Source organism: Streptomyces sp. NPDC002520 (assembly GCF_053595235.1).
Window position 1 is genome coordinate 46,562 of sequence record NZ_JBSFXG010000030.1, and the last position, 22,441, is coordinate 69,002.

General features: G+C 70.6%; 18 protein-coding genes and 1 pseudogene. 6 read left to right on the top strand and 13 right to left on the bottom strand.

Annotated features, from left to right (window positions below; genetic code table 11):
- Positions 1–9 precede the first annotated feature (9 nt).
- From ACWD5D_RS32405 to ACWD5D_RS32415, 3 genes and pseudogenes are all read right to left on the bottom strand, one after another.
- Positions 10–492 carry a (2Fe-2S)-binding protein gene (locus ACWD5D_RS32405; RefSeq protein ID WP_451376347.1) on the bottom strand — a complete coding sequence of 161 codons (483 nt, stop codon included), beginning with the start codon at positions 490–492 and terminating at the stop codon, positions 10–12.
- Complete coding sequence (locus ACWD5D_RS32410) at positions 489–1,421, bottom strand: FAD binding domain-containing protein (RefSeq protein WP_451376348.1); 933 nt, start codon at positions 1,419–1,421, stop codon at positions 489–491. The genes ACWD5D_RS32405 and ACWD5D_RS32410 overlap by 4 nt, the downstream gene beginning before the upstream one ends.
- A pseudogene (locus tag ACWD5D_RS32415) lies at positions 1,418–3,778 on the bottom strand (xanthine dehydrogenase family protein molybdopterin-binding subunit). Before ACWD5D_RS32415 ends, ACWD5D_RS32410 begins: the two are co-directional and overlap by 4 nt.
- Positions 3,779–4,044: 266 nt before the next feature.
- On the opposite strand from ACWD5D_RS32415, the gene ACWD5D_RS32420 reads away from it, so the two are divergent.
- The 4 genes from ACWD5D_RS32420 to ACWD5D_RS32435 are packed head-to-tail and all read left to right on the top strand — an operon-like array spanning position 4,045 to position 10,067.
- Positions 4,045–5,412, top strand: coding sequence for a cytochrome ubiquinol oxidase subunit I (locus tag ACWD5D_RS32420; protein ID WP_451376349.1), 1,368 nt, complete (start codon positions 4,045–4,047; stop codon positions 5,410–5,412).
- On the top strand, positions 5,405–6,667 hold the full coding sequence (locus tag ACWD5D_RS32425) for a cytochrome d ubiquinol oxidase subunit II (protein WP_451376350.1): 1,263 nt from the start codon (positions 5,405–5,407) through the stop codon (positions 6,665–6,667). The genes ACWD5D_RS32420 and ACWD5D_RS32425 overlap by 8 nt, the downstream gene beginning before the upstream one ends.
- Positions 6,664–8,403 carry an ABC transporter ATP-binding protein/permease gene (locus ACWD5D_RS32430; protein ID WP_451376351.1) on the top strand — a complete coding sequence of 580 codons (1,740 nt, stop codon included), beginning with the start codon at positions 6,664–6,666 and terminating at the stop codon, positions 8,401–8,403. Before ACWD5D_RS32425 ends, ACWD5D_RS32430 begins: the two co-directional genes overlap by 4 nt.
- Entirely contained in the window at positions 8,400–10,067 is a 1,668-nt protein-coding gene (locus ACWD5D_RS32435; RefSeq protein WP_451376352.1) for an ATP-binding cassette domain-containing protein, read from the top strand. Before ACWD5D_RS32430 ends, ACWD5D_RS32435 begins: the two co-directional genes overlap by 4 nt.
- 39 nt (positions 10,068–10,106) lie before the next feature.
- Here the strand turns inward: ACWD5D_RS32435 and ACWD5D_RS32440 are convergent, their stop codons facing one another.
- Positions 10,107–10,721: an FMN reductase gene (locus ACWD5D_RS32440; protein WP_451376353.1), complete on the bottom strand. Its 615-nt coding sequence runs from the start codon at positions 10,719–10,721 to the stop codon at positions 10,107–10,109.
- On the bottom strand, positions 10,718–11,815 hold the full coding sequence (locus ACWD5D_RS32445) for an LLM class flavin-dependent oxidoreductase (RefSeq protein ID WP_451376354.1): 1,098 nt from the start codon (positions 11,813–11,815) through the stop codon (positions 10,718–10,720). Before ACWD5D_RS32445 ends, ACWD5D_RS32440 begins: the two co-directional genes overlap by 4 nt.
- Before the next feature lie 223 nt (positions 11,816–12,038).
- Here ACWD5D_RS32445 and ACWD5D_RS32450 point away from each other — a divergent pair, with 223 nt between their 5' ends.
- A complete protein-coding gene (locus ACWD5D_RS32450) occupies positions 12,039–12,890 on the top strand; it encodes an NmrA/HSCARG family protein (protein WP_451376355.1) in 852 nt (283 codons plus the stop codon).
- Between the two features lie 25 nt (positions 12,891–12,915).
- Here the strand turns inward: ACWD5D_RS32450 and ACWD5D_RS32455 are convergent, their stop codons facing one another.
- From ACWD5D_RS32455 to ACWD5D_RS32480, 6 genes are all read right to left on the bottom strand, one after another.
- On the bottom strand, positions 12,916–13,800 hold the full coding sequence (locus tag ACWD5D_RS32455; protein ID WP_451376356.1) for an alpha/beta fold hydrolase: 885 nt from the start codon (positions 13,798–13,800) through the stop codon (positions 12,916–12,918).
- Positions 13,801–13,849: 49 nt separating this feature from the next.
- Positions 13,850–14,572, bottom strand: coding sequence for an alpha/beta fold hydrolase (locus ACWD5D_RS32460; protein WP_451376357.1), 723 nt, complete (start codon positions 14,570–14,572; stop codon positions 13,850–13,852).
- Positions 14,573–14,761: 189 nt separating this feature from the next.
- Positions 14,762–15,256: a MaoC family dehydratase gene (locus ACWD5D_RS32465; protein ID WP_451376358.1), complete on the bottom strand. Its 495-nt coding sequence runs from the start codon at positions 15,254–15,256 to the stop codon at positions 14,762–14,764.
- Positions 15,256–16,251: a hypothetical protein gene (locus tag ACWD5D_RS32470; RefSeq protein ID WP_451376359.1), complete on the bottom strand. Its 996-nt coding sequence runs from the start codon at positions 16,249–16,251 to the stop codon at positions 15,256–15,258. Before ACWD5D_RS32470 ends, ACWD5D_RS32465 begins: the two co-directional genes overlap by 1 nt.
- A 106-nt stretch (positions 16,252–16,357) precedes the next feature.
- A complete protein-coding gene (locus ACWD5D_RS32475) occupies positions 16,358–17,200 on the bottom strand; it encodes a fumarylacetoacetate hydrolase family protein (RefSeq protein ID WP_451376360.1) in 843 nt (280 codons plus the stop codon).
- Between the two features lie 49 nt (positions 17,201–17,249).
- Positions 17,250–20,186 carry an FAD-binding and (Fe-S)-binding domain-containing protein gene (locus ACWD5D_RS32480; RefSeq protein WP_451376361.1) on the bottom strand — a complete coding sequence of 979 codons (2,937 nt, stop codon included), beginning with the start codon at positions 20,184–20,186 and terminating at the stop codon, positions 17,250–17,252.
- Between the two features lie 215 nt (positions 20,187–20,401).
- Between ACWD5D_RS32480 and ACWD5D_RS32485 the strand changes: the two genes are divergently transcribed.
- The gene (locus ACWD5D_RS32485) at positions 20,402–21,280 is read left to right on the top strand and encodes an alpha/beta fold hydrolase (RefSeq protein WP_451376362.1); all 879 of its coding nucleotides are present in this window, start codon (positions 20,402–20,404) and stop codon (positions 21,278–21,280) included.
- A gap of 88 nt (positions 21,281–21,368) precedes the next feature.
- Here the strand turns inward: ACWD5D_RS32485 and ACWD5D_RS32490 are convergent, their stop codons facing one another.
- Both ACWD5D_RS32490 and ACWD5D_RS32495 read right to left on the bottom strand, forming a co-directional pair.
- On the bottom strand, positions 21,369–21,623 hold the full coding sequence (locus tag ACWD5D_RS32490) for a hypothetical protein (RefSeq protein ID WP_451376363.1): 255 nt from the start codon (positions 21,621–21,623) through the stop codon (positions 21,369–21,371).
- A gap of 163 nt (positions 21,624–21,786) precedes the next feature.
- Positions 21,787–22,236 (bottom strand): DUF5709 domain-containing protein, encoded by a 450-nt coding sequence (locus tag ACWD5D_RS32495; protein ID WP_451376400.1) that lies wholly within the window; start codon positions 22,234–22,236, stop codon positions 21,787–21,789.
- Between the last annotated feature and the right edge of the window lie 205 nt (positions 22,237–22,441).

The following is a 22,441-nucleotide window of genomic DNA, read 5'->3' on the forward strand; positions in this document are numbered from 1 at the left end:
CCGCGTGGGTCAGGCCGTGGCTTCGCGCTGTTCCCGGGCCGCGCGCTCGATGGCGCGCCGGATGGGTCCGTAGCCGGTGCAGCGGCAGATGTTGGAGCCGACCACGTGGTCCATGGCCTCAGGGTTGTCGGCGAGGTCGGGATCGGCGTCGAGTGCTCCGGCGGCCACCATGAGGAAGCCGGGCGTGCAGAAACCGCACTGGAGCGCGTGTTCGGCCGAGAACGCCCGCTGCAACGGGTGGGGTTCGCCGTCGGGGCCGGCGAGGCCCTCCACCGTGCGCAGGGAGCGGCCGTCGGCCTGCACGGCCAGCACCAGGCACGAACGGATCGGATCGCCGTCCATGAGAATCGAGCAGGCTCCGCAGATGCCGTGCTCGCATCCCAGGTGCGTACCGGTGAGGCCGAGGTCGTCGCGCAGGACGTCGCCGAGCAGTCGGCGGGGCTCCACGTCGAGGGAGTGGTCGGTGCCGTTCACGTTGAGCGTGATCTTCATCGGGACTCTCCCTGTCGTGCGGCGAGGCGGGCGCGCTGGTCCTTCGCTGCCTCAAGGAGCGTTCTGGCGACCAGGACGCCGATGATGTGCCGCTTGTAGTCGACGTCGGCGAACTGCTCGGGCAGGGGCGCCGCGTCCTGCTCCGCGGCGATCCGGCCGGCGCGGGCGAACGGATGGCCGTCGTGGACCCGGGGCCCGGCCGGGAGGTCGCCGAGTTCGGTTCCGCGCAACGCGTCCTCCGCGGCGTGGGCCCGCACCGGGCGGTCCGCGGAGTTGACCAGCCCGATCCGTACGTCGCTGATCACGCCGTCGTCGACGGTGAGGGTCGTGCCGACGGCGGCCTGGGCGAAGCAGAAGTGGGTGCGGCGGTGCTCGATGAAGCTGGCGCCGGTGTTGTCGCCGAGGATCGGCAGACGTACGGCGGTGATCAGCTCCTGCGGCCGGCGCGCGGTCCTGAACGTCCCGAGGAAGTAGTCGCCGGCCTGGACGGACCGGGCGCCGTCGGGTCCGGTCAGCTCGATCGTGGCGTCCTGGGCCATGCTGATGGCGCACCACTCCGAGGCGGGATGGGCGTAGGCGATGCTGCCGGCCATGGTTCCGCGGGAACGGATGGGCGGGTGGGCGATGTTGACCACGGCCTGGGCCAGCAGCGTGCCCAGCGGGCCCGGCACCGCGTCGGCCGGCTCGAAGGCCGCGTGGCGGACCAGCGCGCCCACGCGCAGCTCGCCGTCCTCGACGCGCATGCCCTCCAGTTCCGGGATCCGGTTGATGTCGACGAGGAGGTCCGCCCGGAGGCGCTCCAGGTGCATCTCCAGCATCAGGCTCTGGCCCCCGGCGATGACCTGGGCCCCCCGCTCGGTGTCGCCGAGTGCCTCGACGGCCTCGGCCACCGTGCGGGGGACGACGTAGTCGAAGGTTGCGGGTTTCACCGGGCGCCTTCCTCGTTCTTCGAAGCGCGCAGCGCGCGCAGGATGCTGTCGGGGGTGATCGGCATCTGCAGCAGGTCGGGATCGACGTGCGGCAGCGCGTCGGCCACGGCGTTGGCGACGGCGGCCGGCGTGCCGATGCAGCCCGACTCCCCCGCACCCTTTGCGCCCAACGGCGAGTTGGGGCTGGGGGTGTGGGTGTCCTTGACGTCGATGGGCGGGAGTTCGGTGAACGTCGGGAGCAGGTAGTCCAGAAGCCCGTTGGCCACGAGCGGTACGCCGTCGTCGCCGAACTGCATGCCCTCGTAGAGGGCCTGGCCGATGCCCTGGAGGGCCGATCCGTACGCCTGCCCGTGCACCACCGTGTCGTTGAGGATCACGCCGCAGTCGTCCACGGTCACGACGTGCAGGATGTTCACGGAGCCCAGGTCGGGGTCGATCTCGGTCACCGCCACGTGTGCGCCGAACGGGAACGCCTGGCCGGTCTCGAACTGGTCCTCGATGCGGAACGGCCCGGTGGCCTTCACGAGCTCGCTCAGGTTCATCAGCGCCGCGCCGTTGTGGGTGGTGTGCACGGAGCCGTCCGTCCACTCGATCTGGTCGACCGGCAGATCCCACAGCCCCGCGGCCCGGGTGCGGGCCTCCTCGATCAGGAGGTTCGACAGGTGCTGGAACAGGGCGCCGTCGACCTGCGCCGAGCGGCTGGCGAACGAGCCCAGTCCTTCGGGCTGTTCGTCGGTGTCGCCCTCGATGAGGCGGACCTATGCCTCGGGTACCCCGAGGAACTTGGCGACCAGTGCGGGGAAGACCGTCTCGTGCCCCTGGCCGCTGGGGGCCATACCGCTGCGGGCGATGACACCGCCGTCCTCGGTGACCTCGAGGCTGCCGAACTCGTGCAGACCGCCCTTCTCGCCGCCGGAGCGCTCCACGTAGCAGGAGATGCCGATCCCCAGCGGGAAGGCGTCCGGGTCCTGGCGGCGGCGGGCCTGCTCCGCGCGCCACTTGTCGTGGTCGAGGGTTTCGAGGGCCAGGTCCAGGGCGGCGGCGTAGTTGCCGCTGTCGTAGGTACGGCCCACGGGTGTCTCGTACGGGAAGGCGTCCGGCGGAATGAAGTTGCGCCGCCGCAGCTCGACCGGGTCCATGCCGAGCTTCCGGGCGAGCAGGTCCATGCTCCGCTCGATGGCGATGGCCGCCTCGGGACGTCCGGCGCCCCGGTAGGGGTAGGTGACCATGGTGTTGGTGAGCACCGACCGCAGCGTCGCGTGGACGCGCGGGGTGGTGTAGGCGCCGGCCGCCATCCACACCGTCTGCATGGGCAGACCCGCGCCGAGGTGCGGGTAGGCGCCGACGTCGGCGTTGATCGACAGCTCGTAGGCGAGGAGGCGTCCGTCGGCGTCGGCGGCGAGGCGGACACTCTGGTCCTGCCCGCGGCCCCGGGTGGCGACGAACATCGACTCCATGCGGTCCTCGATCCAGCGGACCGGCCGCCCGAGCTTCACGGCCAGGTAGGCGACGACCACGAACTCGGGGAACGCGGCGCTCTTCGACCCGAAGGCGCCTCCCGTGTCCGGCACGACGACCCGGATCCGCTCGGGGGACCAGCCGAGCAGCGCGGCGAGTTCCCGGCGCAGCCGGTGCGGCATCTGGTGCCCCGACCAGACGGTCAGCCGGTCGCCCTCGGGTACGGCGAGGATGGTGCGGCATTCCATGGGGCTGGGCATCAGTAACTGCTGCCGGTACGTGGCCTCGACCACGGCCGCGGCGTCTTCCCAGACCGAGGGGTCGATGGGCTGTCCCGCCTCGCCCCTCAGGACGATGTTGCTCATCCCGTCGAACAGCCGCACCGAGTCTTCCAGCGCCGCGGACGGGGTCACCACGGCGGGGAGGGGGTCGATCGTGGCGGTGACCTCGGCGACCCCGTCCTCCGCCTGGTACCGGTCCTCCCCGAGGACGACCGCCAGCGCCTCACCCGGGTAGCGCACCCGGTCCTTCACGAGCGCCGGCCACTCCCGGCCCGCGACGGCATCCTCCGTCGACAGCCGGGCGAGCAGGGTGTAAGGAACCGGAGGAAGGTCCGGCAGGTCCGCCGCCGACCAGGCTCCCGCGACGCCGGGCACGTCGCGCGCCGCAGCGCAGTTCACCGCTCGCAGGACGCCGTGGGCGACCTTGCTTCTCACGAACGCGGCGTCCAGGCAACCCGGCACGTGCATGTCTGCGACGAACCGGCCTTTCCCGGTGAGCAGCCGTTCGTCCTCCCGCCTCGTCCATTGCTCCACAGCTATCCCCATTTCTGCCTTCGCGGAACCGACCGGGTCACAGCCACGCCGATCACCGACCGATATGCGGCATCTTCGGGTCATCGCCGCACGGCGCCGGGCACGCAACGCCGCTTCGGTGACATTCGACTACGCGGACACGTACCTCGCCGAAGGCGGTGGAACGCGGGACAGGCGACACTGTGCGCGTTGGGCGCAGAGGTGGTGCGCTGGCGGTCAAGCCCTCCGCCCGGTTCGCTGACGGGCACTTACGTGTGCGCTCCCGGGCAATGCTCACCCGGCTCAGCCCTTAGCGTCGGGCACGTATTCGCAGCTCGGCATGTTTACCGCTGCTTCCCTGGAGTAACCCCATGGCTTCGCCCACCGTGATCGAACTGTCCCGCTGGCAGTTCGCGATCACCGCGATCTTCCATATGACCTTCCCCGCGCTCACCGTGGGGCTTTCCGTGCTCCTCGCCGTCGTCTACACGGTGTACGTACGCACGGGAAATCCGCTGTACCTGCAGATCTTCCGGTTCTGGAAGAAGATCTTCGCCGTCGGCTTCGGGCTGGGCGTCGTCGCGGGCACGGTGATGACCTTCGAGTTCGGCCTCAACTGGGGCGTGTACGCCCACGCGGTCGGGCCGGTCATCGGGGTCACCATCGGCATGGAAGTGATCACTGCCTTCTTCCTGGAGGCGGGCTTCATCGGACTGATGCTCTACGGGGACGGACGCATTCGCCCGCGCACGATGGCTTTGGCCAGCTGGATGGTTGCCTTCGGCACCCTGCTGTCCACCACATGGATCCTGTCGGCCAACAGCTGGATGCAGGACCCGGTCGGCTACGAGAAGGCCGCCGGCCAGTTCCACGCCAAGGACTGGGTCGAGATCCTGTTCAACCCCGCCTTCGCCCACCGCTTCCCGCACATGCTGCTGGCCGTGCTGATCAGCGCCGCCTGGTTCGTCGGCGGCATATCGGCCTGGTACCTGGTCAAGAACAGGGTCGGCGCCCAGCCCATGGCACGCCGCTGCCTGTCCATCGCCCTCGGCGTCCTCGGTGTGCTGATGCCGATCCAGCTGTACGTGGGCGACGGCACGGCGGTCTTCATGGCACAGCACCAGCTGCCCAAGCTCGAGGCGTTCGAGGGCAACTGGAAGAGCGACAACAACGGCTACAACCTGCTCGTCGTCCCCGACACCGACAAGGGCGAGAACCGGCTCCACGTGGAGATCCCCTACCTCGGCTCGGTCATCGCCCAGGACCTCAGCGGCAAGACGAACACGCCGGGACTGCTCGGAACGCCGCCCGACGAGCGCCCCAACATGTGGACCACGTTCTACGGCTTCCGCGCGATGTACTTCACGGCGGTGCTCATGTTCGCCACGGCCTTCGCGGGTGTGGCCCTGCGACTGCGACGCCGCCTGTTCGACTCGCGGCGATTCCTCAAGTGGATGGTGTGGATGACCCCGGCCGGGATCATCGCCATCACCGGCGGGTGGATCGTCGCCGAGACGGGCCGCCAGCCCTGGGTGGTGTACGGGCAGCTGCGCACCTCGGACGCGGTCTCCCACCTCAGCACGCTCGAAGTCGCCTCCAGTCTCGTCTGCTTCGTCCTGCTCTACGTCGCCCTGCTGGCCATCTGGGTCCGCTACATCGTCCGTACGGTCAAGGCCGGACCCGAGGCACTGCCCACCGGGCCCGCCTCGCCCGACGCATCGGAGGCCCTCGTTGCTTGAGTACACCGCTTACGCCCTGGTCCTCTTCTCGCTCGGCATGTACGTCGTCCTCGACGGTTACGACCTCGGGGTGGGCATGCTCAGCCTGGCGGCGAAACCGGAGCGCCGACGCGAGTACGGCGAGATCGTCGCCACCGCGTGGGACGCCAACGAGAGCTGGATCATCCTGGTCGGCGTCGTCCTGTGGGCCGGCCTGCCCGGCGCCTACGCCGTCGTGCTTCCCGGCGTCTACCTGCCGCTGATCGTCATGCTGGTGTCCATCATCCTGCGCGGACTGGGCCTGGAGATGCAGAGCGCGGCCGGCGGCTACCGGCGCGGCTGGGCGCTCCTGTTCGGCTGGGCGTCGCTCGCCGCCGCGGTGTGTCAGGGCCTCGTCCTCGGCGCCGTGCTCTCCGGCCCGCACCAGCGCGACGGAATCTTCCGTGGCGGGGCCTTCGACTGGTTCAGCCTCTACGGCGTGCTGTGCGCCCTCGGTGTCGTCGCCCTGTACCTGCTGTCGGGGGCGGCCTGGCTGCAGGACAAGACCGAGGGGTGGTCGCGGTCCAGGACCCGCCGTACCGGGCGGTCGCTGCTGCTCGCCACCGTGGTCATGGCGCTCGTCCTCGGTCTGACGCTGCAGAGCGCCGACCCGCAGTCGTTCGACCTGGACGAGCCGGTGCGGGCCGTGCTGTGCGCGCTCGCCGTCGCCGTCGCCGCCGTCGCCGGCGTCGTCGCCTGGTACGGCTTCGGCCGCGGCCCCGACTGGCGGCCGTTCGCGGCCGTGGCCACCATGACGGCCAGTGGGCTGCTGGGGCTGGTCGCCCTGACCGCGCCGGTCGTCGTACCAGCCGGGCTGACCGTCCATCAGGCCGCGAGCCCGCACTCCTCCCAGGTGTTCCTGGTCCTCGGCGTCGGTCTGTGCATGCCGTTCGTGCTGGCCTACAACATCTACGCGTGGCGCAGTTTCCGCGGCAAGTTCACCGACCCGGTGGAAGCCCCCGTCCCGCCGTTGCCCACCCGGGTCCGTCCGCTCGCGTCCGCGCCCGCGCCCACCGGTGCGTTGCGGACCGTCGTACGCCGGGTCCTGCTGGTGCTGCTCGGCGTCCTGGCCACCGGGCTCTCCCAGGACGTGTTCGGCGGTGTCTCCGATCTGATCGGCCCGCTCGGTATCACCGTGCTGTGCTGCACGGCGCTGGCCGCCTGGATCGTGGGGGACCGCCGAGACAGCCGCGAGGGCCACTTCGACGCGGCCCCGGGGGCGGAGACACGCACGTGAGCTCCACCACCGTCCTTCTGGACGAGCTGGCCACGGAGCGCGACGAGGCCCCGGTCTCCGCCCGGTTGAAGGCCTGGGCGGAGACCGGCGGGACCGAACTGCGCCGCGCGGGAATCCTGCGCGGCGCCGCCCAACTGGGCACGGTGCTGTGGGCGGGCGGGCTCTCCTGGGGTGCGCAACGAGGCCTGTCGGCGTTGCGCGGCGAGCTGCCCGCGGCCGCCGTACTGCTGCCCGCTCTCCTGACGGCGGCCGGAGTGGCCCTGCGCGCCGCGCTGCTGGCCGCGGGCGACGCGGCAGCCGCCCGCGGCGCGCGCACCGTGCGCGAGACCCTGCGCCGCCGGATCATCGAGGCGGCCCTGCCCGCCCGTGGCCCGGTCCGCGGCGACCTGGACGACACGGCGTCGGCGCGGGCCGTCGACGGCGAGGTCGACCAACTGACCGACTGGCTCACCGGTTACGTCCCCGCACGGACGACCATGCTGCTCGGCAGCGGCATCGCCCTGGCGGCGATCGCCTGCCGCAGCTGGTTCACCGCCCTGCTCGTCCTGGCGGCCACCCCGCTGCTGCCGGCCAACCTGAAGGTCATCGGCCTGGGCACGCAGACCGCCGTTCGCACCCAGCTCTCCGCGATCCGCGAGCATCAGTCACGGCTGCTGGACCATCTGCGCGGGCTGCCCACCCTGGTCGGACTCGGCGCTCACGACGAGGCGGCCCGTGTCCTGGAGCGGGACGACCGCGAAGTCGCCCGGCGGACGGAGAAGGTGCTGCGGATCGCCTTCCTGTCGACCGCGTGGGTCGAACTGCTCATCACCGGGACCCTCGCCGTGGTGGCGACCTACTGCGGCCTGGTCCTGCTGGACTACCTGCGCCTCCCCCTCGTCCCGGACCACATGAGCCTGTCCGCCGCGCTGTTCGTGCTCGTCCTGGTCCCCGCCTACTTCGCCCCGGCCCGGGATCTGGCCGCCGGCTACCACGCCCGCGCCCAGGCGACCGCCGCGGCCGAACTGCTGGCCCCGTTCCTGGACGCACCCGACGAGAGCCCCCTGCCCCCCACCGGACCGGTCCGGACCGCGCGGCGGTCCACCATGCCCCCCGGGGTGCTGCTGGACAGCGTCACCGTGCGTCACCCGGGACAGGAGGCACCGGCCCTGGACCACGTCGACGTGCGGCTCGCACCGGCCGAGTGCCTCGTCGTCACCGGACCGAGTGGAGCGGGCAAGTCCAGCCTGCTGGCCGTGGCGGCCGGTCTGTCCGCCCCGCACGGCGGGCGCGCCCTCCACCTGCTGGACGGCATGGCCGTACCCGCCGATCCCGGCCGGGTCGCCTGGGTGGGCCAGCCGGCGCACCTGCTGCCCGGCACCCTGCGCGAGAACCTCCTCCTCGCCCGGCCCACCGCGACCGACCACGACCTGCTGGACGCCGTCGCCTCGCTGGGCTTCGACGACCTGCTGACCGCGCTGCCCCAGGGACTGGACACGCCGCTGGGCGAACGCGGCACGGGCCTGTCCTCCGGCCAGTCCCAACAACTGGCTCTCGTCCGGGCGTTGCTGCGCGACGCGCCCCTGCTGTGCCTGGACGAACCCACCGCGCACCTCGACCCGCGGGCGGAGCAGCGCGTCGTTGCGGCGCTGCGGACCCTGGCCCGCAACCGTACGGTCCTGCTCACCACGCACAGTCGTGCGCTGCTGCCGCTGGCGGATCAGGTGATCACGCTCGAGCACGGGAGAGCCCGATGAAGCGGGAGCACCTGAAGAACCGGGTCGGGGTCTGGCGCCTGCTGCGCTCCGCGGCTCCGCGCCGCGCCCTGCTGACCGGCGTGCTCCTGGCCGTCGCGGGCGAACTCAGCGGCGCCGCGCTGCTGGGCGTGTCCGGGTGGTTCCTGACGACCTGCGCCGTGGTCACCCTCCAGGCGAACACCACCTGGTCGTGGATGTACCCCTCGGGCGCCGTACGAGCGCTGGCCCTGGCCCGCACCGGGCTGCGCTACCTCGAACGCCTCGTGAACCACCGGACCCTGCTGACCGCCTCGGTGGCTCTGCGCACGCGGATGGCCCGGGGCGCTGCCCGGCTCACCCCCCGTGAGTTGCGCGGGCAGCGCGACGGGACGCTGCTCACCCGGCTCACTACCGACGTGGAGACCGTGGCGGGCCTGCTGGCGAACGTCCTCGCGCCCCTGGCGGCCGCGATCACCACCGCGTGTCTGGTCGAGATCCTGCTGATGTCGGCGATGCCGCTGCTGGGGGCCGCCGAACTGGCCGTACTGGCAGCCGGATTCGGCTGTGCTCTGCGGGCCCACCGCCGGGCGCGGACCCATCTCGCCGCCGCGGCGGAGGCCAGGGCCGCGCTGCGTACCGTGCTGCTCGGCAGCCGGGCCGCCTTCAACGAACTTCGTTGCCTGGACGCCGTACCGCAGGCGCGGCGCACGGCGACGGACGCCATGGCGGCCGTGGAGACCTCCGAGTGGGCGGCCGCTCGCGCCGAGCGGCTCGGCCGGCTGGCACTGCGCCTCCTCGCCGGGCTGGGCCAGGCGTCGGTGCTGGTGATCGCCCTGAGCGTGGTCCCGGCCCAGCCGGTCGCCGTCGTGGTGGGCGAGGTGTTGCTGATGGCCGCCGGGTGGGAGCTGCTGGAGCGGCTTCCCCGGCTGCTGCAGCACCTGGCCCAGGCCGGGGAGGCGGCCGAACGCCTCGCGCCCCTGGCCGGCGAGGAACCCCTGGCGGCCCGGCCGCTCCCGGCGGCCCGCCGCGTCACGACGACCGGTCTCCCGCTCCTCGGCTCGTCCGGGACCCTCACGGCCACCCTGTCCGGCCCTGCCCTCGTGCTGATCACGGGCCCCAACGGCAGCGGGAAGTCGACCCTGCTCGGTCAACTCGCCGGCCGTCTGCCGGCCCCCGCCGGCACGGTCCTCCTCGACGGCACACCCGTGCACGAGTTGCCGGCCGGGGCCGTCGCCGAGACGGTCACCCTGGTCGAGGCCGACGACTGGCTGGCCGACGACACGGTGGAGGCCAATCTTCGTCAGGCCGCGCCATCGGCCGACACCGCCGATCTGCTGGCCGCGCTGGAGGTGGTCGGCCTGTCGGCCCTGCCGCTCGACGCGTCGGTGGGTCCCGGGGGGCGTCGGCTGTCCCAGGGGCAGCGCAGGCGCCTCGCCATCGCGCGGGCCGTGCTGAGACGCCCTCCGGTCCTGCTGCTCGACGAACCCACCGCGGGTCTGGACCGCCCCACGGCCGAGGCGCTCCTGGCCGCGCTCCCCCGGGCGCTGCCCGAGACCTCTGTGGTGATCGCCATGCAGGAGCAGGACCTCGAACTGCTGAGGCGGACGCCCACCATGGTCGTCCGCCTCGGTCACGTGACCGTCGCTCATACGAAGGGCCCCCGCAGCGCGGTGCGGGCATCATGAGGGCACGCACTGCTACGGGGGCTCCTGCGTGGGTGGGTCTCAGTCGAAGCGCAGGTCGGACAGCTGGCGTTCGAGCTCGTCGACCTCGTCCTCGGGTGCGGTCCCGGCCGGGAGTTCAGCCATGAGGGCGGCCAGTTCGCCGCCCGCGCGCCGGATGCGCTCGGGCAGTCCCTCCGCGTACGCGTCGCCGCCGGATCCCCAGTCCTCGGAGGCGGCGTAGACCCCGGTGGGGACGACGGTCGCGCGGAGGTAGGAGAACAGCGGGCGCAGCGCGTGCTCCAGGACCAGGGAGTGGCGGGCCGTGCCTCCCGTCGCGGCGATCAGAACCGGTTTGCCGGTGAGGGCGTTCGGGTCGATCAGGTCGAAGAAGGACTTGAACAGTCCGCTGTAGGAGGCGGTGAACACGGGTGAGACCACGATCAGACCGCCGGCCCGCGTCACGGTGTCGATCGCGGTGGCCACGGGAGCCGGCGGGAATCCGGTCACGAAGTTGTTGGCGATGCCGACGGCCAGTTCGCGAAGTTCGATGACCTCGGTCTCCACGTCGTGGCCCTGACCGGCGAGTTCGCTTCCGACCGACTCGGCGAGACGGTCCGCGAGCAGTCGGGTGGAGGACGGGGTGCTCAACCCCGCGGACACGGCGACGAGTTTCATGCGGCGCTCTCTCCCTTCGAGTTCGCCGCGGCGGCCACCTGCGCCGCGTGCGTCGGCGCGTCCGGTACGTCGGCGGGGCGCCCGATCGCGAACTCCTTGCGCAGGACCGGCACCACCTCTTCGCCGAGGATGTCGAGCTGCTCCAGGACGGTCTTCAGCGGCAGTCCCGCGTGGTCCATCAGGAACAGCTGGCGCTGGTAGTCACCGACGGACTCCCGGAACGACAGCGTGCGCTCGATGACCTCCTGCGGCGAGCCCACGGTCAGCGGGGTCTCCTTGGTGAAGTCCTCCAGCGAGGGACCGTGCCCGTAGACCGGCGCGTTGTCGAAGTACGGCCGGAACTCCTTCACGGCGTCCTGCGAGTTCTTCCGCATGAACACCTGCCCGCCGAGACCGACGATGGCCTCCTCGGGGCGGCCGTGCCCGTGGAACGCGTATCGCCGCCGGTACAGCTGGACCATCCGCTTGGTGTGTTCGGTGGGCCAGAAGATGTTGTTGTGGAAGAAGCCGTCGCCGTAGTAGGCGGCCTGCTCGGCGATCTCCGGGGAGCGGATGGAGCCGTGCCAGACGAACGGCGGTACGCCGTCCAGCGGGCGGGGCGTGGCGGTGAAGGCCTGCAGGGGTGTGCGGAACTTCCCTTCCCAGTCGACGACGTCCTCGCGCCACAGCCGTCGCAGCAGGGCGTAGTTCTCCCGGGCGAGGTTGATGCCCTCCCGGATGTCCTGGCCGAACCACGGGTAGACGGGACCGGTGTTGCCGCGGCCCATCATCAGGTCCACCCGGCCGTCGGCCAGGTGCTGGAGCATCGCGTAGTCCTCCGCGATCTTCACCGGGTCGTTGGTGGTGATCAGCGTCGTGGCGGTGGACAGGATCAGCTTCTCGGTGCGGGCGGCTATGTAGCCGAGCATCGTGGTCGGGGACGACGGCACGAACGGCGGGTTGTGGTGCTCACCGGTCGCGAAGACGTCCAGGCCCACCTCCTCCGCCTTGAGGGCGATGGCGACCATCGCCTTGATGCGTTCGTGCTCCGACGGAGTGCGGGCGTTCGTCGGATCGGACGTCACATCCCCGACCGAGAAGATGCCGAACTGCATGGTTTCCTCGTTCTTTCGGCAATTCGTATGAGGTGTCGAACGCTAGGCGCCGGTCACACGGTGCTCATGACTGTGCGTGCACCGGGACAGGCTCTCCAGCGCCCACTTCTCCGCCGGCCGGACGGCTCGCTGCGATGCTGAGCGTGTCGTCCGGGGCGGACGGCTACCGTGGGCGGCTGGTGATGATCCATCGCCGCCCGTCTGTGAGGAAGGAAGTTCATCGATGGCCGATGAGACGATCTTGGTGCTTGCGGCGACCGGCGGACAGGGCGGGGCGGTGACCGATGCGCTGCTGGGCCACGGAGCCCGGGTCCGCGCACTGGTACGTGATCCCGCCCGGTCGGCCGCACGCGAACTGGCCGACCTGGGCGTCGACGTGGTGGCGGGCTCCCTGAGCGACCGTGGGTCGCTCGCCGCCGCGATGAGCGGCGTGACGGCTGTCTTCGCGTACACCACGCCCTTCGAGGCCGGCATCGAAGCGGAGGTCGCTCAGGGGCGGGCGATTCTCTCCGCCGCGGCGGAGACGCGCGTTCCGCATCTCGTGTTCAGCTCCGTGGCCGGGGCCGACCAGCAGACCGGGGTGCCGCACTTCGAGAGCAAGGCGCGCATCGAGGCGGAACTCGTCTCCGGCGATGTGCCGTACACGATCCTGGGGCCGACGTACTTCTTCGACAATGCGCTCGGCGGTGCGGAGCGCATTGTCGACGGCATTCTCGATATGCCGCTGCCGGCCGATCGGCCGCTGCAGCAGCTTGCCCGCCCCGACCTCGGCGCGTTCGCGGCGGAAGTGCTGCTCGATCCGCGTCCCTACGTCGGGCAGCGGATCGAGCTGGCGGGTGACGCACCCACCCCCACGGAGATGGCGGCCGCACTCGGCGCGGGTCTGGGCCGGACCGTCCGCTACGAGTACGTGCCGCTTTCGGTGATCCGCAATCCGGACATGCACGCGATGTGGTCGTTCCTCAACGGCCCCGGATACCGCGTCGACATCCCGGCCCTGCGCGCCGCCCACCCGCAGGTGCCCTGGACCCGCTTCGCCGACTGGGCTCGCGACACCTGGGCGCCCCTGCGCTGAGGGCGGCCGCCCTCTCCGGTCGGCGTCAGCCGACGGACCGGGCCGCGGCGGTGATGACGCGGGTGACCACGTCGGGGCGCGTGACCAGCGACAGGTGGCCCGCCGCCACCTCGGTGACGTGGGCGTTCGCACGCTTGGCCATGGCCCGCTGCTCCGCCGGGACGATGACGTGGTCGTCGGTGCCGACGACGGCCCAGGACGGGAGGGACTTCCAGGCGGGAGCGCCGGAGGGCTCCGAGCCCGCGCTGACGGCGAAGGGCCGCTGTCCCGCGGCGAGGAGCCGCGCCTGTCCGGTGGGCACACCGTTGGCGAAGCAGTCCTGGAAGCCCTGGTACGCGCCGTTCGGCGCCCACTTGAGGTAGGCGTCGACGTCGCCGGCCGGTCCTCCCGGGTAGGGCACCAGGTTCAGGAAGGTCGTCGGTTCGGCGGTGACGCACGAGCCGGGCTCGGCCCCGTTGATCTGGAACACGGTCTCCCCCTCGGCGGGGATGTACGCGTCGTCGTACACGAGCGCCTTCACGTTGGGGCTCTTCGCCGCCGCGTTGGTGATGACCATGCCGCCGTAGGAGTGGCCGACCAGGACGACCGGGCCGGGGATGGTCGACACGAACGAGGCCAGCGTCTCGGCGTCGTGGGAGACACCGCGCAGCGGGTTCGGCGGGGCGTAGACGGTGTAACCGGCCTGCTGGAGGCGGACCATGACGGCGTTCCAGCTGGAGGCGTCGGCCCACGCACCGTGCACCAGCACGATCGTCGGCTTGGCGCCGCTGGCCGTCTCGGCGGCCGCCGCGTTCGACGGTGCCGCGGTCACCTGCGAGGTCGAGGCGAACACGGCGACGGCGGCCGCCAGCACGCAGGACGCGGCGAGCGCGCGCCCTCTTCGCGTGCGCGGCCGGGGAATGGCTCTCATGTGCGCTTCCTTTGGCGTGAAGGAGTGGTCGTGACGCGTGCCGGCGGGGTCAGGCGCTGGTGCTCCGGACGGCTTCGCGGATCAGGTCCGCGACTTCCTTGGGGCGCGCGAGCATGACCAGGTGGGAGGAGTCGACCTCGACGGTGGTCATGCCGGCGCGCTCGTAGCCGAAGCGCTCGACGTCCGGGTTGATGGTGTGGTCCGCGGACGACACCAGACCCCAGGACGGCTTGTTCTTCCACGCGGCGACCGGGGCCGCCTCGGCGAAGGCCGCACCGGCCAGGGGGCGCTGCGAGACGGCGAGCACCTTGGCGAGGTCCGGGTCCACGTCGGCGGCGAAGATCGCGGGGAACTTGTCGGGCTCGACGGTCACGTCGGTGCCGGGCTCGGTCGAACCCTCGACCGGGTACGGCGAGAAGACCAGCGCCGCGGCCAGATCGGAGTCGGGGAACCGGCCCTGCAGCTCGCCCAGGCTCTCGCCCTCTTCCAGGGCGTACCCGGCGAGGTAGACGAGGCCCTTGACGTTGTCCTCGGCGCCCGCGACGGTGATGACGGCACCGCCGTAGGAGTGCCCCACCAGGATGACGGGACCGTCGATCTGCCGGACGATCGAGGCGATGTAGGCGGCGTCGCCGGTCAGGCTGCGGTTGGGTACGGCCGGGGCGAGCACCTTCAGTCCGTCGGCCAGCAGCTCGGGGATGACGCGCGCGAAGCTGGACGCGTCGGCGAAGGCACCGTGGACGAGGACGACGGTGGGTGCGGAATCGGTCATGGGAGTTCCTTCGGAAGGAAACGCGGATCGGGGATTTCAGGGATTTCGGGGATTTCGGGGATTTCGGGGATTTCAGGAATGGGGCGAGGAGGTCGCCGGCGGTTCAGGCGCCTCTGTGGCTGAAGCTACTCAGGCCGGGATCGGCCGGTTGTCTGCGGATGCACGCGGTCTCGGCTTCTAGCGCACGGCCTAGTTGCGCCGGAGCTTGTACTTGTGCTGGCCCGACAGCACGAGTTCGCCGCGCTGGTTGTGGATGGTGGCGCGCGTGACAACGATGCCGGTGTCACCCTCGGGCTCCAGTCCGGTGACGGTGAGGGCGGGGTACAGGGTGTCCCCGGAGTGCACCTCCCCGAGGAAGGTGCAGGACAGTTCGACGAAACTGATGAAGACCTCGCCGATGACGTGCGGGAACAGGGTGGCCCCGGGCGCCGTGAAGGCCAGTACCTGAAGGCCGTGGACCACCGGCGCGGAGTGTCCGTGCTTGCGCGCCCACTCGGCGTCGTAGTGCACGGGATGGTTGTCGGCGGAGACCGTCTGGAACGCTGCCGCATGGGCATCCGTCAGGGTCCGGCTGGGCGCCCGGAAGACTTCGCCGATGCGCAGGTCCTCGAAGGTCCTGGCAGGGACGACGAGGTGCGCGTCGGGGTCGAAGTCGGTCGACTGTGCTGTGTCCTGCTGGTCCATCAGGTGGTCCTTCCGCTGGGTCGCTGCTTGCCCTGGTCGAGGTGGGCGGCGAGGAGGTTCGGGTCGATGTCGGTGAAGTAGGCACCGTTGGCGATGTAGGCCGTGCCGCCCCGTACGGCGAGCGAGGTCGGGTTCTGCAGCCCGTCGGCGGCGGTCAGCACCGTGGTGTGGCTGCCGTCGGGCCTGACCAGGGCGATCTCGTTGCTCTTGTTGATCGCCGCGAGGAGGGTGTCACCGGCACCGGTGAAGGCGATGTCGTCGATGTTGACCAGCCCGGTGGCCCGGGTCTCGATACGCCCGGCGTTGCCGTGGCAGGTGAGGGGGATGCGCAGCACGGTGCCCTTGTCCAGGTTGGACACCCAGGCCGCGCCGTTGTGGATCTTGATGCCGTTGGCTCCCAGGAAGCCGGCGGGCTCCAGCTCGGGACCGGTGGCCCACTTGATGGGTGTGCCTCCGGTGACCGGCACGCGCCAGACCGTGCCCAGGACGGAGTCGGCTATGTACAGCCGGCCGCTCCGCCGGTCGAGGGCCAGGCCGTTGGGCAGACTGTCGGCCGGGAGCGCGGCGATGCGCTGCGCGGTGCCGCCCGGACGCAGACGCCACAGACCGGTGAGGTCGCTGGTCCCGGTGGCGTACAGGAAGTACAGGCTCCCGTCCGAGGCGCGGACGACACCCCCGAGGAACGGTGAACCCAGGGCCGGGGTGCTGGACCCGGCCGGGGGCGCCGGCAGGGTCGCGAGGACGTGTGCCCGGCCGTCGGGGGTGATGCGGGCGACCTGGCGGGAGAAGGCGAAGGTGACGTCCGCTCCGCCGTCGGGCTCCAGGGTGATGTTCTCCGGTCGCTGCCCGTCGTCCTTGTTGAGATGTGCCACGAAACGCACGTCCGACACCGGGCCGGAAGCGGCTGTCGCCACACTCGTGACGGTGACGGTGATCGTGGCCGCCATGGCGGTGGCCAGCAGGCCGGTACGTATTCTTTCCTTGTTCCTGGACATGGTGATGTCCCCTCTCTTGGTATACGGATATGGGTGTGTTCCCGGAACAGGACTCGGCGCTGCCCCGGAGAGCGGTGCGGTGAACGTTCAGCCGTGCGGCGAACGCTCAGCCGACGAACCGCTGGCGCAGTTCACCGATGCCCTCGATGGAGCTGACCAGTTCGTCGCCGGGCGCGAGCCAGCGCTGGGGCGATCGGCCGAGGCCGACGCCGGCCGGGGTACCGGTGAAGATGACGTCGCCCGGCAGCAGCGTGAGCACCCCGGACAACTTCGCGATGAGCGCGGGCACGGAGAAGATCAGCTGCCTGGTACGGCCGCGCTGGACCTCCTCGCCGTTGATGGCGCAGGTCAGTTCCAGGTCGTCGGGGTTGTCGAACTCGTCCGGCGTCACGAGCCAGGGGCCCATGGGAGTGAAGCCGGGAAAGGACTTGCCGAGGGAGAACTGGGCGGCCGGGCCGGCCATTTGGAGAACGCGTTCCGAGATGTCCTGTCCCACCGTCAGACCGGCGACATGACTCCAGGCATCGGCTTCGGACACCTGGTACGCCCTGCGGCCGACGACGACGACGAGTTCCACCTCCCAGTCGGTGTGGCCGCCCTCAGGCAGCTTCACCTCGGTCACCGGTCCGGTGATGCTCGTCGGGAACTTGGTGAAGACCGGCGGCATGCCCTCGGGGGCGGTGAAACCCGCCTCCGTGACGTGCTCGCGGTAGTTCAGGCCGGCGGCGAACACCTGGCGGGGAGTGGGCGTCGGTGCGCCGAGGGCCGCCGGGTCGAAGGGCACGGCGCCGCCGAGGTCGGCCTGGGCGGCCCAGTCACGGAACTCCGTCCAGCGGGAGTACACCTCCTGCGGGTCGAAGGAGAACAGATCGCCGCTGGCCTTCTGGACGTCGACCGCCCCGTCGGCGGTGATCAGGACCAGTCGGCTGGCGAGATTGGCGATGCGCACGGCACACTCCTGGTGCGATGGTCGGTGTAGAGGGGCCGACGTTGTCGGTTCAGCGCGTACGGGGCGGGCGGGTGGCGCGTTCCAGTGCCAGCAACGCCGAGTGGTACGGGCGGCCGGTGACGTGCTCCATGCCGATCTCACAGGTGCGGTTGGCCGACAGATGCGCGTCGAAGTCACGCGCGGTGACCTCCGCCGCCTCGTGTACGGTGGCCGCTTCGGTCAGCTCCTTGTGCAGCAGTCCACGGTCGCCGGCGAAGCCGCAGCACTCCGCGTAGACGGGCACGCTGACATCCTGCGCGACGAACTGCGCGACCGCGCGCAGTTCTTCGACGTCGCCGAGATGTCGCATCGAACAGGTGGGGTGGATCACCGCGCTGTCGATCCGGTCGGTGACCTTCAGGTGAGGCAGCAACTCGGTGGCGGCCCAGACCACCGAGTCCACGACGGTGAGTGCCTGATGCTTTCGGAGGTTTTCGGGCGTCAGATACGGTTCGACCTCGTGCCCGATACCGAGGGTGCAGGACGACGCGTCCACGATGAGCGGCAGCCGTCCGCCGTCGGTCCACTCCCAGGCCCGCTCGACGATTCGGTTCGCCATGAGGGTGTTGCCGACGTCGTACCCCTTGGAGTGCCAGATGGTCGCGCAGCAGGAACCCGCCATGTCCGACGGGATCCAGACCGGCCGTCCGGCACGGCAGGAGACCTCGACGATCGCCTCGGGCAGGGACGGCCCGTCGCTGCCGTGCGGTCCCGCGAAGATCCGGTTGACGCAGGCCACGTAGTAGACGGCGACGGCGCTCTGCCGGTCCGTGTCGGGCAGCCGCGTACTCGCGGGGGACGGCATGCCGGGCAGCCATTCGGGCACCAGGTCCGGCGAGACGGCCTTGCGCACCGCCGAGGTGACGCTCCCCAGGACCTTGTCGCTGACGTGGTCCGCGACGCCGAGCGCGGTGCGCACCGACGATTCCACCAGGGAGAACCGCTGCGCGACACGGGCCGCGTTCCGCTCCTCCCGGTCCGAGTGCCGCTGGTGGCGGAACCTCTTCATCATGGCACCGGTGTCGATGCCCACCGGGCAGGCTGTTTTGCAGCTCGAGTCACCGGCACAGGTGTCGACCGCGTCATAGCCGTAGGACTCCAGCAAGCTGTCCATGACAGGTGATCCGACGGGCTGACGCATCATCTCGCGCCGCAGCACGATCCGCTGGCGTGGTGTGGTGGTGAGGTCCCGGCTCGGGCACACGGGCTCGCAGAAACCGCACTCGATGCAGGGGTCCGCGACGGCCTCGATCGTCGGTATGGCCTTCAGGCCCTGCAGATGCGCTTTTGGATCGCGGTTGAGCACGACCCCCGGTGCGAGTACGCCGGCCGGGTCGAACATCTCCTTGACCCGCCACATCAACTCGGTGGCGCGGGGCCCCCACTCGGCCTCGAGGAACGGTGTCATGTTCCGGCCGGTGGCATGCTCCGCCTTGAGCGATCCGTCGAAGCGGTCCACCACCATGGCGCAGAACTCGTCCATGAAGGCCGCGTAGCGCCGGACGTCCTCCGGGCGGGAGGCGTCGAGAGCCAGCAGGAAGTGCAGGTTGCCGTGGGCCGCGTGCCCTGCGACAGCGACCTCGTAGCCGTGGCCGCGCTGCAGTTCGGACAGCGCTTCGCAGGCCTCCGCGAGGCGCGAAGGCGGGACCGCGAAGTCCTCGGTGATCAGCGACGATCCGGTCGGCCGGGCCTTGCCGACCGCTGTCATGAAGGCCTCGCGGGCGTGCCAGTACGTTCTGACCGTGGCCGGGTCCTCGACGAAACGGTTGGTGATGGACGCCACCGGGTCCACCAGCGTCAGTTTCGCCAGGACTTCGGCGGCGGCTTGCCGGTTGGCCTGGTGCGCCGACTCGTCCGGGGCCCGGAACTCCACCAGCAGGGCGGCGGTCTCCGGGGGGATCTCGGCCCAGTCGGCGGGAACCCCGTCGACGCTCGCGCAGGCGCGGAGGGTGTTTCCGTCCATCAGCTCGACCGCCCGCGCCCCGGCGGCGTTGAAGAGCGGTACCGCTGCCGCGGCGTCCGTGAGACGGGGGAAGCACAGCAGCGCGGTGTGGGTGCGACGGTCCAGGGAAACCGTCCGGAAGACCGTTTCGGCGATGAATCCCAGGGTGCCCTGGGAACCGACCATCAGCCCGCGCAGGATCTCCACGGGGGTCGAGCCGTCCAGAAAGGCGTCGAGACGGTAGCCGTTGGTGTTCTTCAACTCGTACTTCGCGCGGATACGGGCCGTGAGTTCGCCGTCGCCCTCGATCTCGGTCTTCAGAGCCAGCAGCCCCGCATAAAGGTCCGGCTCCGCCTTCCGGAGTGCCTCGTCGGCGTCCGGTGCCGCGGTGTCCACCACCGTCCCCGAGGGGAGGACGAGCGTGAGAGAGGACAGCAGCCGGTAGGAGTTGCGGGTGACTCCGGCGGTCATTCCCGAGGCGTTGTTGGCGACGACGCCTCCGACGGTGCACGCACTGGAACTCGCCGGGTCGGGCCCCATCAGCCGGCCGTGCCGGGCGAGCGCGACGTTGACACGTCCCACGGTCGTGCCGGGCCCGATCCTCGCCTCGGTGCCGTCGCCGAGCACCTCGACGCCGGTCCAGTGGCGGCGCACGTCGACCAGGATGTCCTTGCCCTGGGCCTGCCCGTTCAACGAGGTCCCCGCCGCCCGGAAGACGATCTCCCGCCGGTGCTCATGGGCGTACCGCAACACGGCCGCCACATCCTCGACGGTCTCGGCGATCACCACCACCATGGGCACGAAGCGGTACGGGCTGGCATCCGAGGCGTACTTCACCAGGTCGGAGAGCGAGTGCAGCACCTTGTGCTCGCCCAGCAGACGGACCAGATCCGTCCGCAGGGCCTCCGGCGTTCCTGACGCCCGGTCCTCCGCCACCCGGTCGGCGGCCGGACCGCCGGTGGTCGGCGGTCGCAGCTTTCCAGGTTCCGGATCGAGCAGTGCCATAGGAATCTCCGTAGCAATTCGGGATGGCGGCCGGCCGCGCTCCGACTCGGCAACGGAGTTTATGCAGACGGGAAGTACCCGGCGGATCGTTGTGCACTGGAGGCGTACACGTGGTGCGCCCTCGGTAAAGTGTCCCGGAAGGGAATCCATAACGTTCTGCGCGGCGCACTGAACGGCCATGTAAAGGGAATTCCAAATCCACAGGTTGAGAGCCCATGAGCGCAGAACCGACCGGCATCACCCACCACACCGCCGAACTCAACGGGATCAGACAGCACTGGGTCAGCGCGGGAGAGGGTCCGCCGGTCTATCTCCTGCACGGCTTCCCGGAGACCTGGTACGGCTGGCGGAAGCAGATCCCGGCGCTCGCCGAGCGGTTCACCGTGATCGCCCCGGATCTTCGCGGCTACGGCGACACGGAGAAGCCGGCCTCCGGCTACGACAAGCGGACCATGGCGAACGACGTCATCGCGCTGATGGACCACCTGGGCCATCAGCGCATCGCCCTGATCGGCCACGACCGCGGCGCACGCGTCGGCACCCGGTTCGCCAAGGACCACCGTGACCGGATCGACCGCTTCGTGGCCATGGACAACATTCCCACCCGGATCATCGCCGAGACCTACGACGTGGGCCTCGCCCGGCAGGGGTACTGGTTCTTCACCTTCCTCGGCGTTCCCGACCTGCCCGAGGCGCTGATCGCCGGCCGTGAGGAGATCTGGCTGACCCACTTCTACCGGAGCTGGTCGTACAACCCGGACATGCTGACCTCCGAGGAGATCGCGGTCTACGTGCGGGCCTATCAGCAGCCGGGGGCGGTGCGGGGTTCCTGCATGGACTACCGCGCGGCGTCCCAGGACGTCGCCCAGGACACCGAGGACGCCGACCAGCTCATCGACTGTCCGGTGCTGACCATCTGGGGAGAGGACTTCAGCGCGGTGGGACAGGCCTACGACGTCCTGGACGTGTGGAAGGGGCTGGCGCGCAACGTCCGTGGCGTGCCCGTCCCCCAGTGCGGGCACCTCTGCCAGGAGGAACGCCCGGACGTCGTGAACGCGGAGCTCCTCGACTTCCTCACCGACTGGAACGGCTGAGTCGTGAGGCCCGCCCGAATATCGGGCGGGCCTCACGACTCTCGTAAAAAAAGTGATCGGGACGTGCTTTTCAGTCGCCGCCGAGGATCTATTTCGGTTCGATGCCGAGATCGGTATCGACGTCGTACCCGGTTTCCCCCTGGCCGGGCGTGGGGTGTCCGATATCGGCCCCCATGTCGAATGCCGCCCCTTCTATCGCCTCCTCCAGGGCGGCCTCCTCGTGTTCGGCCCGGACACGCCGGTGATGCTCGGCCATCCGTTCCACGATGTGCCGGATATGAGGGTGATTCTTGTCGGACGTATGGGAATGACTGTCGTCCGAACCCGGTTCAACAGCGTTCACGCGGCGATCCTCCGTATCGGGCAGCAGGCGTGACCAGCGGCCTGGTGCCGCATCAGCGTATGCGGGCGTCACCGCCGCGCGTGTGCCGGCAGCGCACGCGCCCTTGCCCTTGGGCGTACCGGTCCGCCCCGCGGTGCGGGCAGAGCGGTTCCGGTCCAGAACGTCAGTAGGTCTCGGAGTCCGGGATCACATGCATCGCCGCCTCCTCCGCCGATGCCCCGGCCCCGTCCAGCCCCCTGTCGGAGGCGAACAGGTCGGACTCGGTGATCTCATGGCTGCCCTCGTCGAGCCCGACGAGCCGTCCGGCGCGCTCGCCGCCGACCTCGTCGTCGATGAGCTCACCGTCGGTGTCCCAAGTATCGCCGATACCGTCGCCCCGCAGGTCACCGATGTCCGGGACCTCCTCGGAAAGGCGCTCGTCCAGGCTCTCCCCCCGCCACCGCTCCGACGCAGTGACGCCGGTGTGCTCCACTGCCCAGGGCCTCTCCGGGGGCGAGTACCCCTCGTCCAGGGCCTCGTCGCCGCCCCGGTAGTCCAGCGTGTCCGACGCGTCGAGCAGGCCGGCGTCGTCCTGCACCTCCGACCCGTCCGGCTGGTAGACGTCGTCACCCATCGCGTCGTCGGTCAACTGCGCTCCCTCGTCGTCCCTGACCGGCGGGAGCGGGCTGCCACCCCTCACCAGTTCCTCGCACCACACCGGTGCCCTCTCGGCACACGGTGATGCTTCACCAGTATCCGCGCCGGCACCCCCGTCGACCACCTTCCGAGGTGGGACTGTGCGCTCCTGGACAAGAGAACGGGCGTGAGCGGGCATCCGG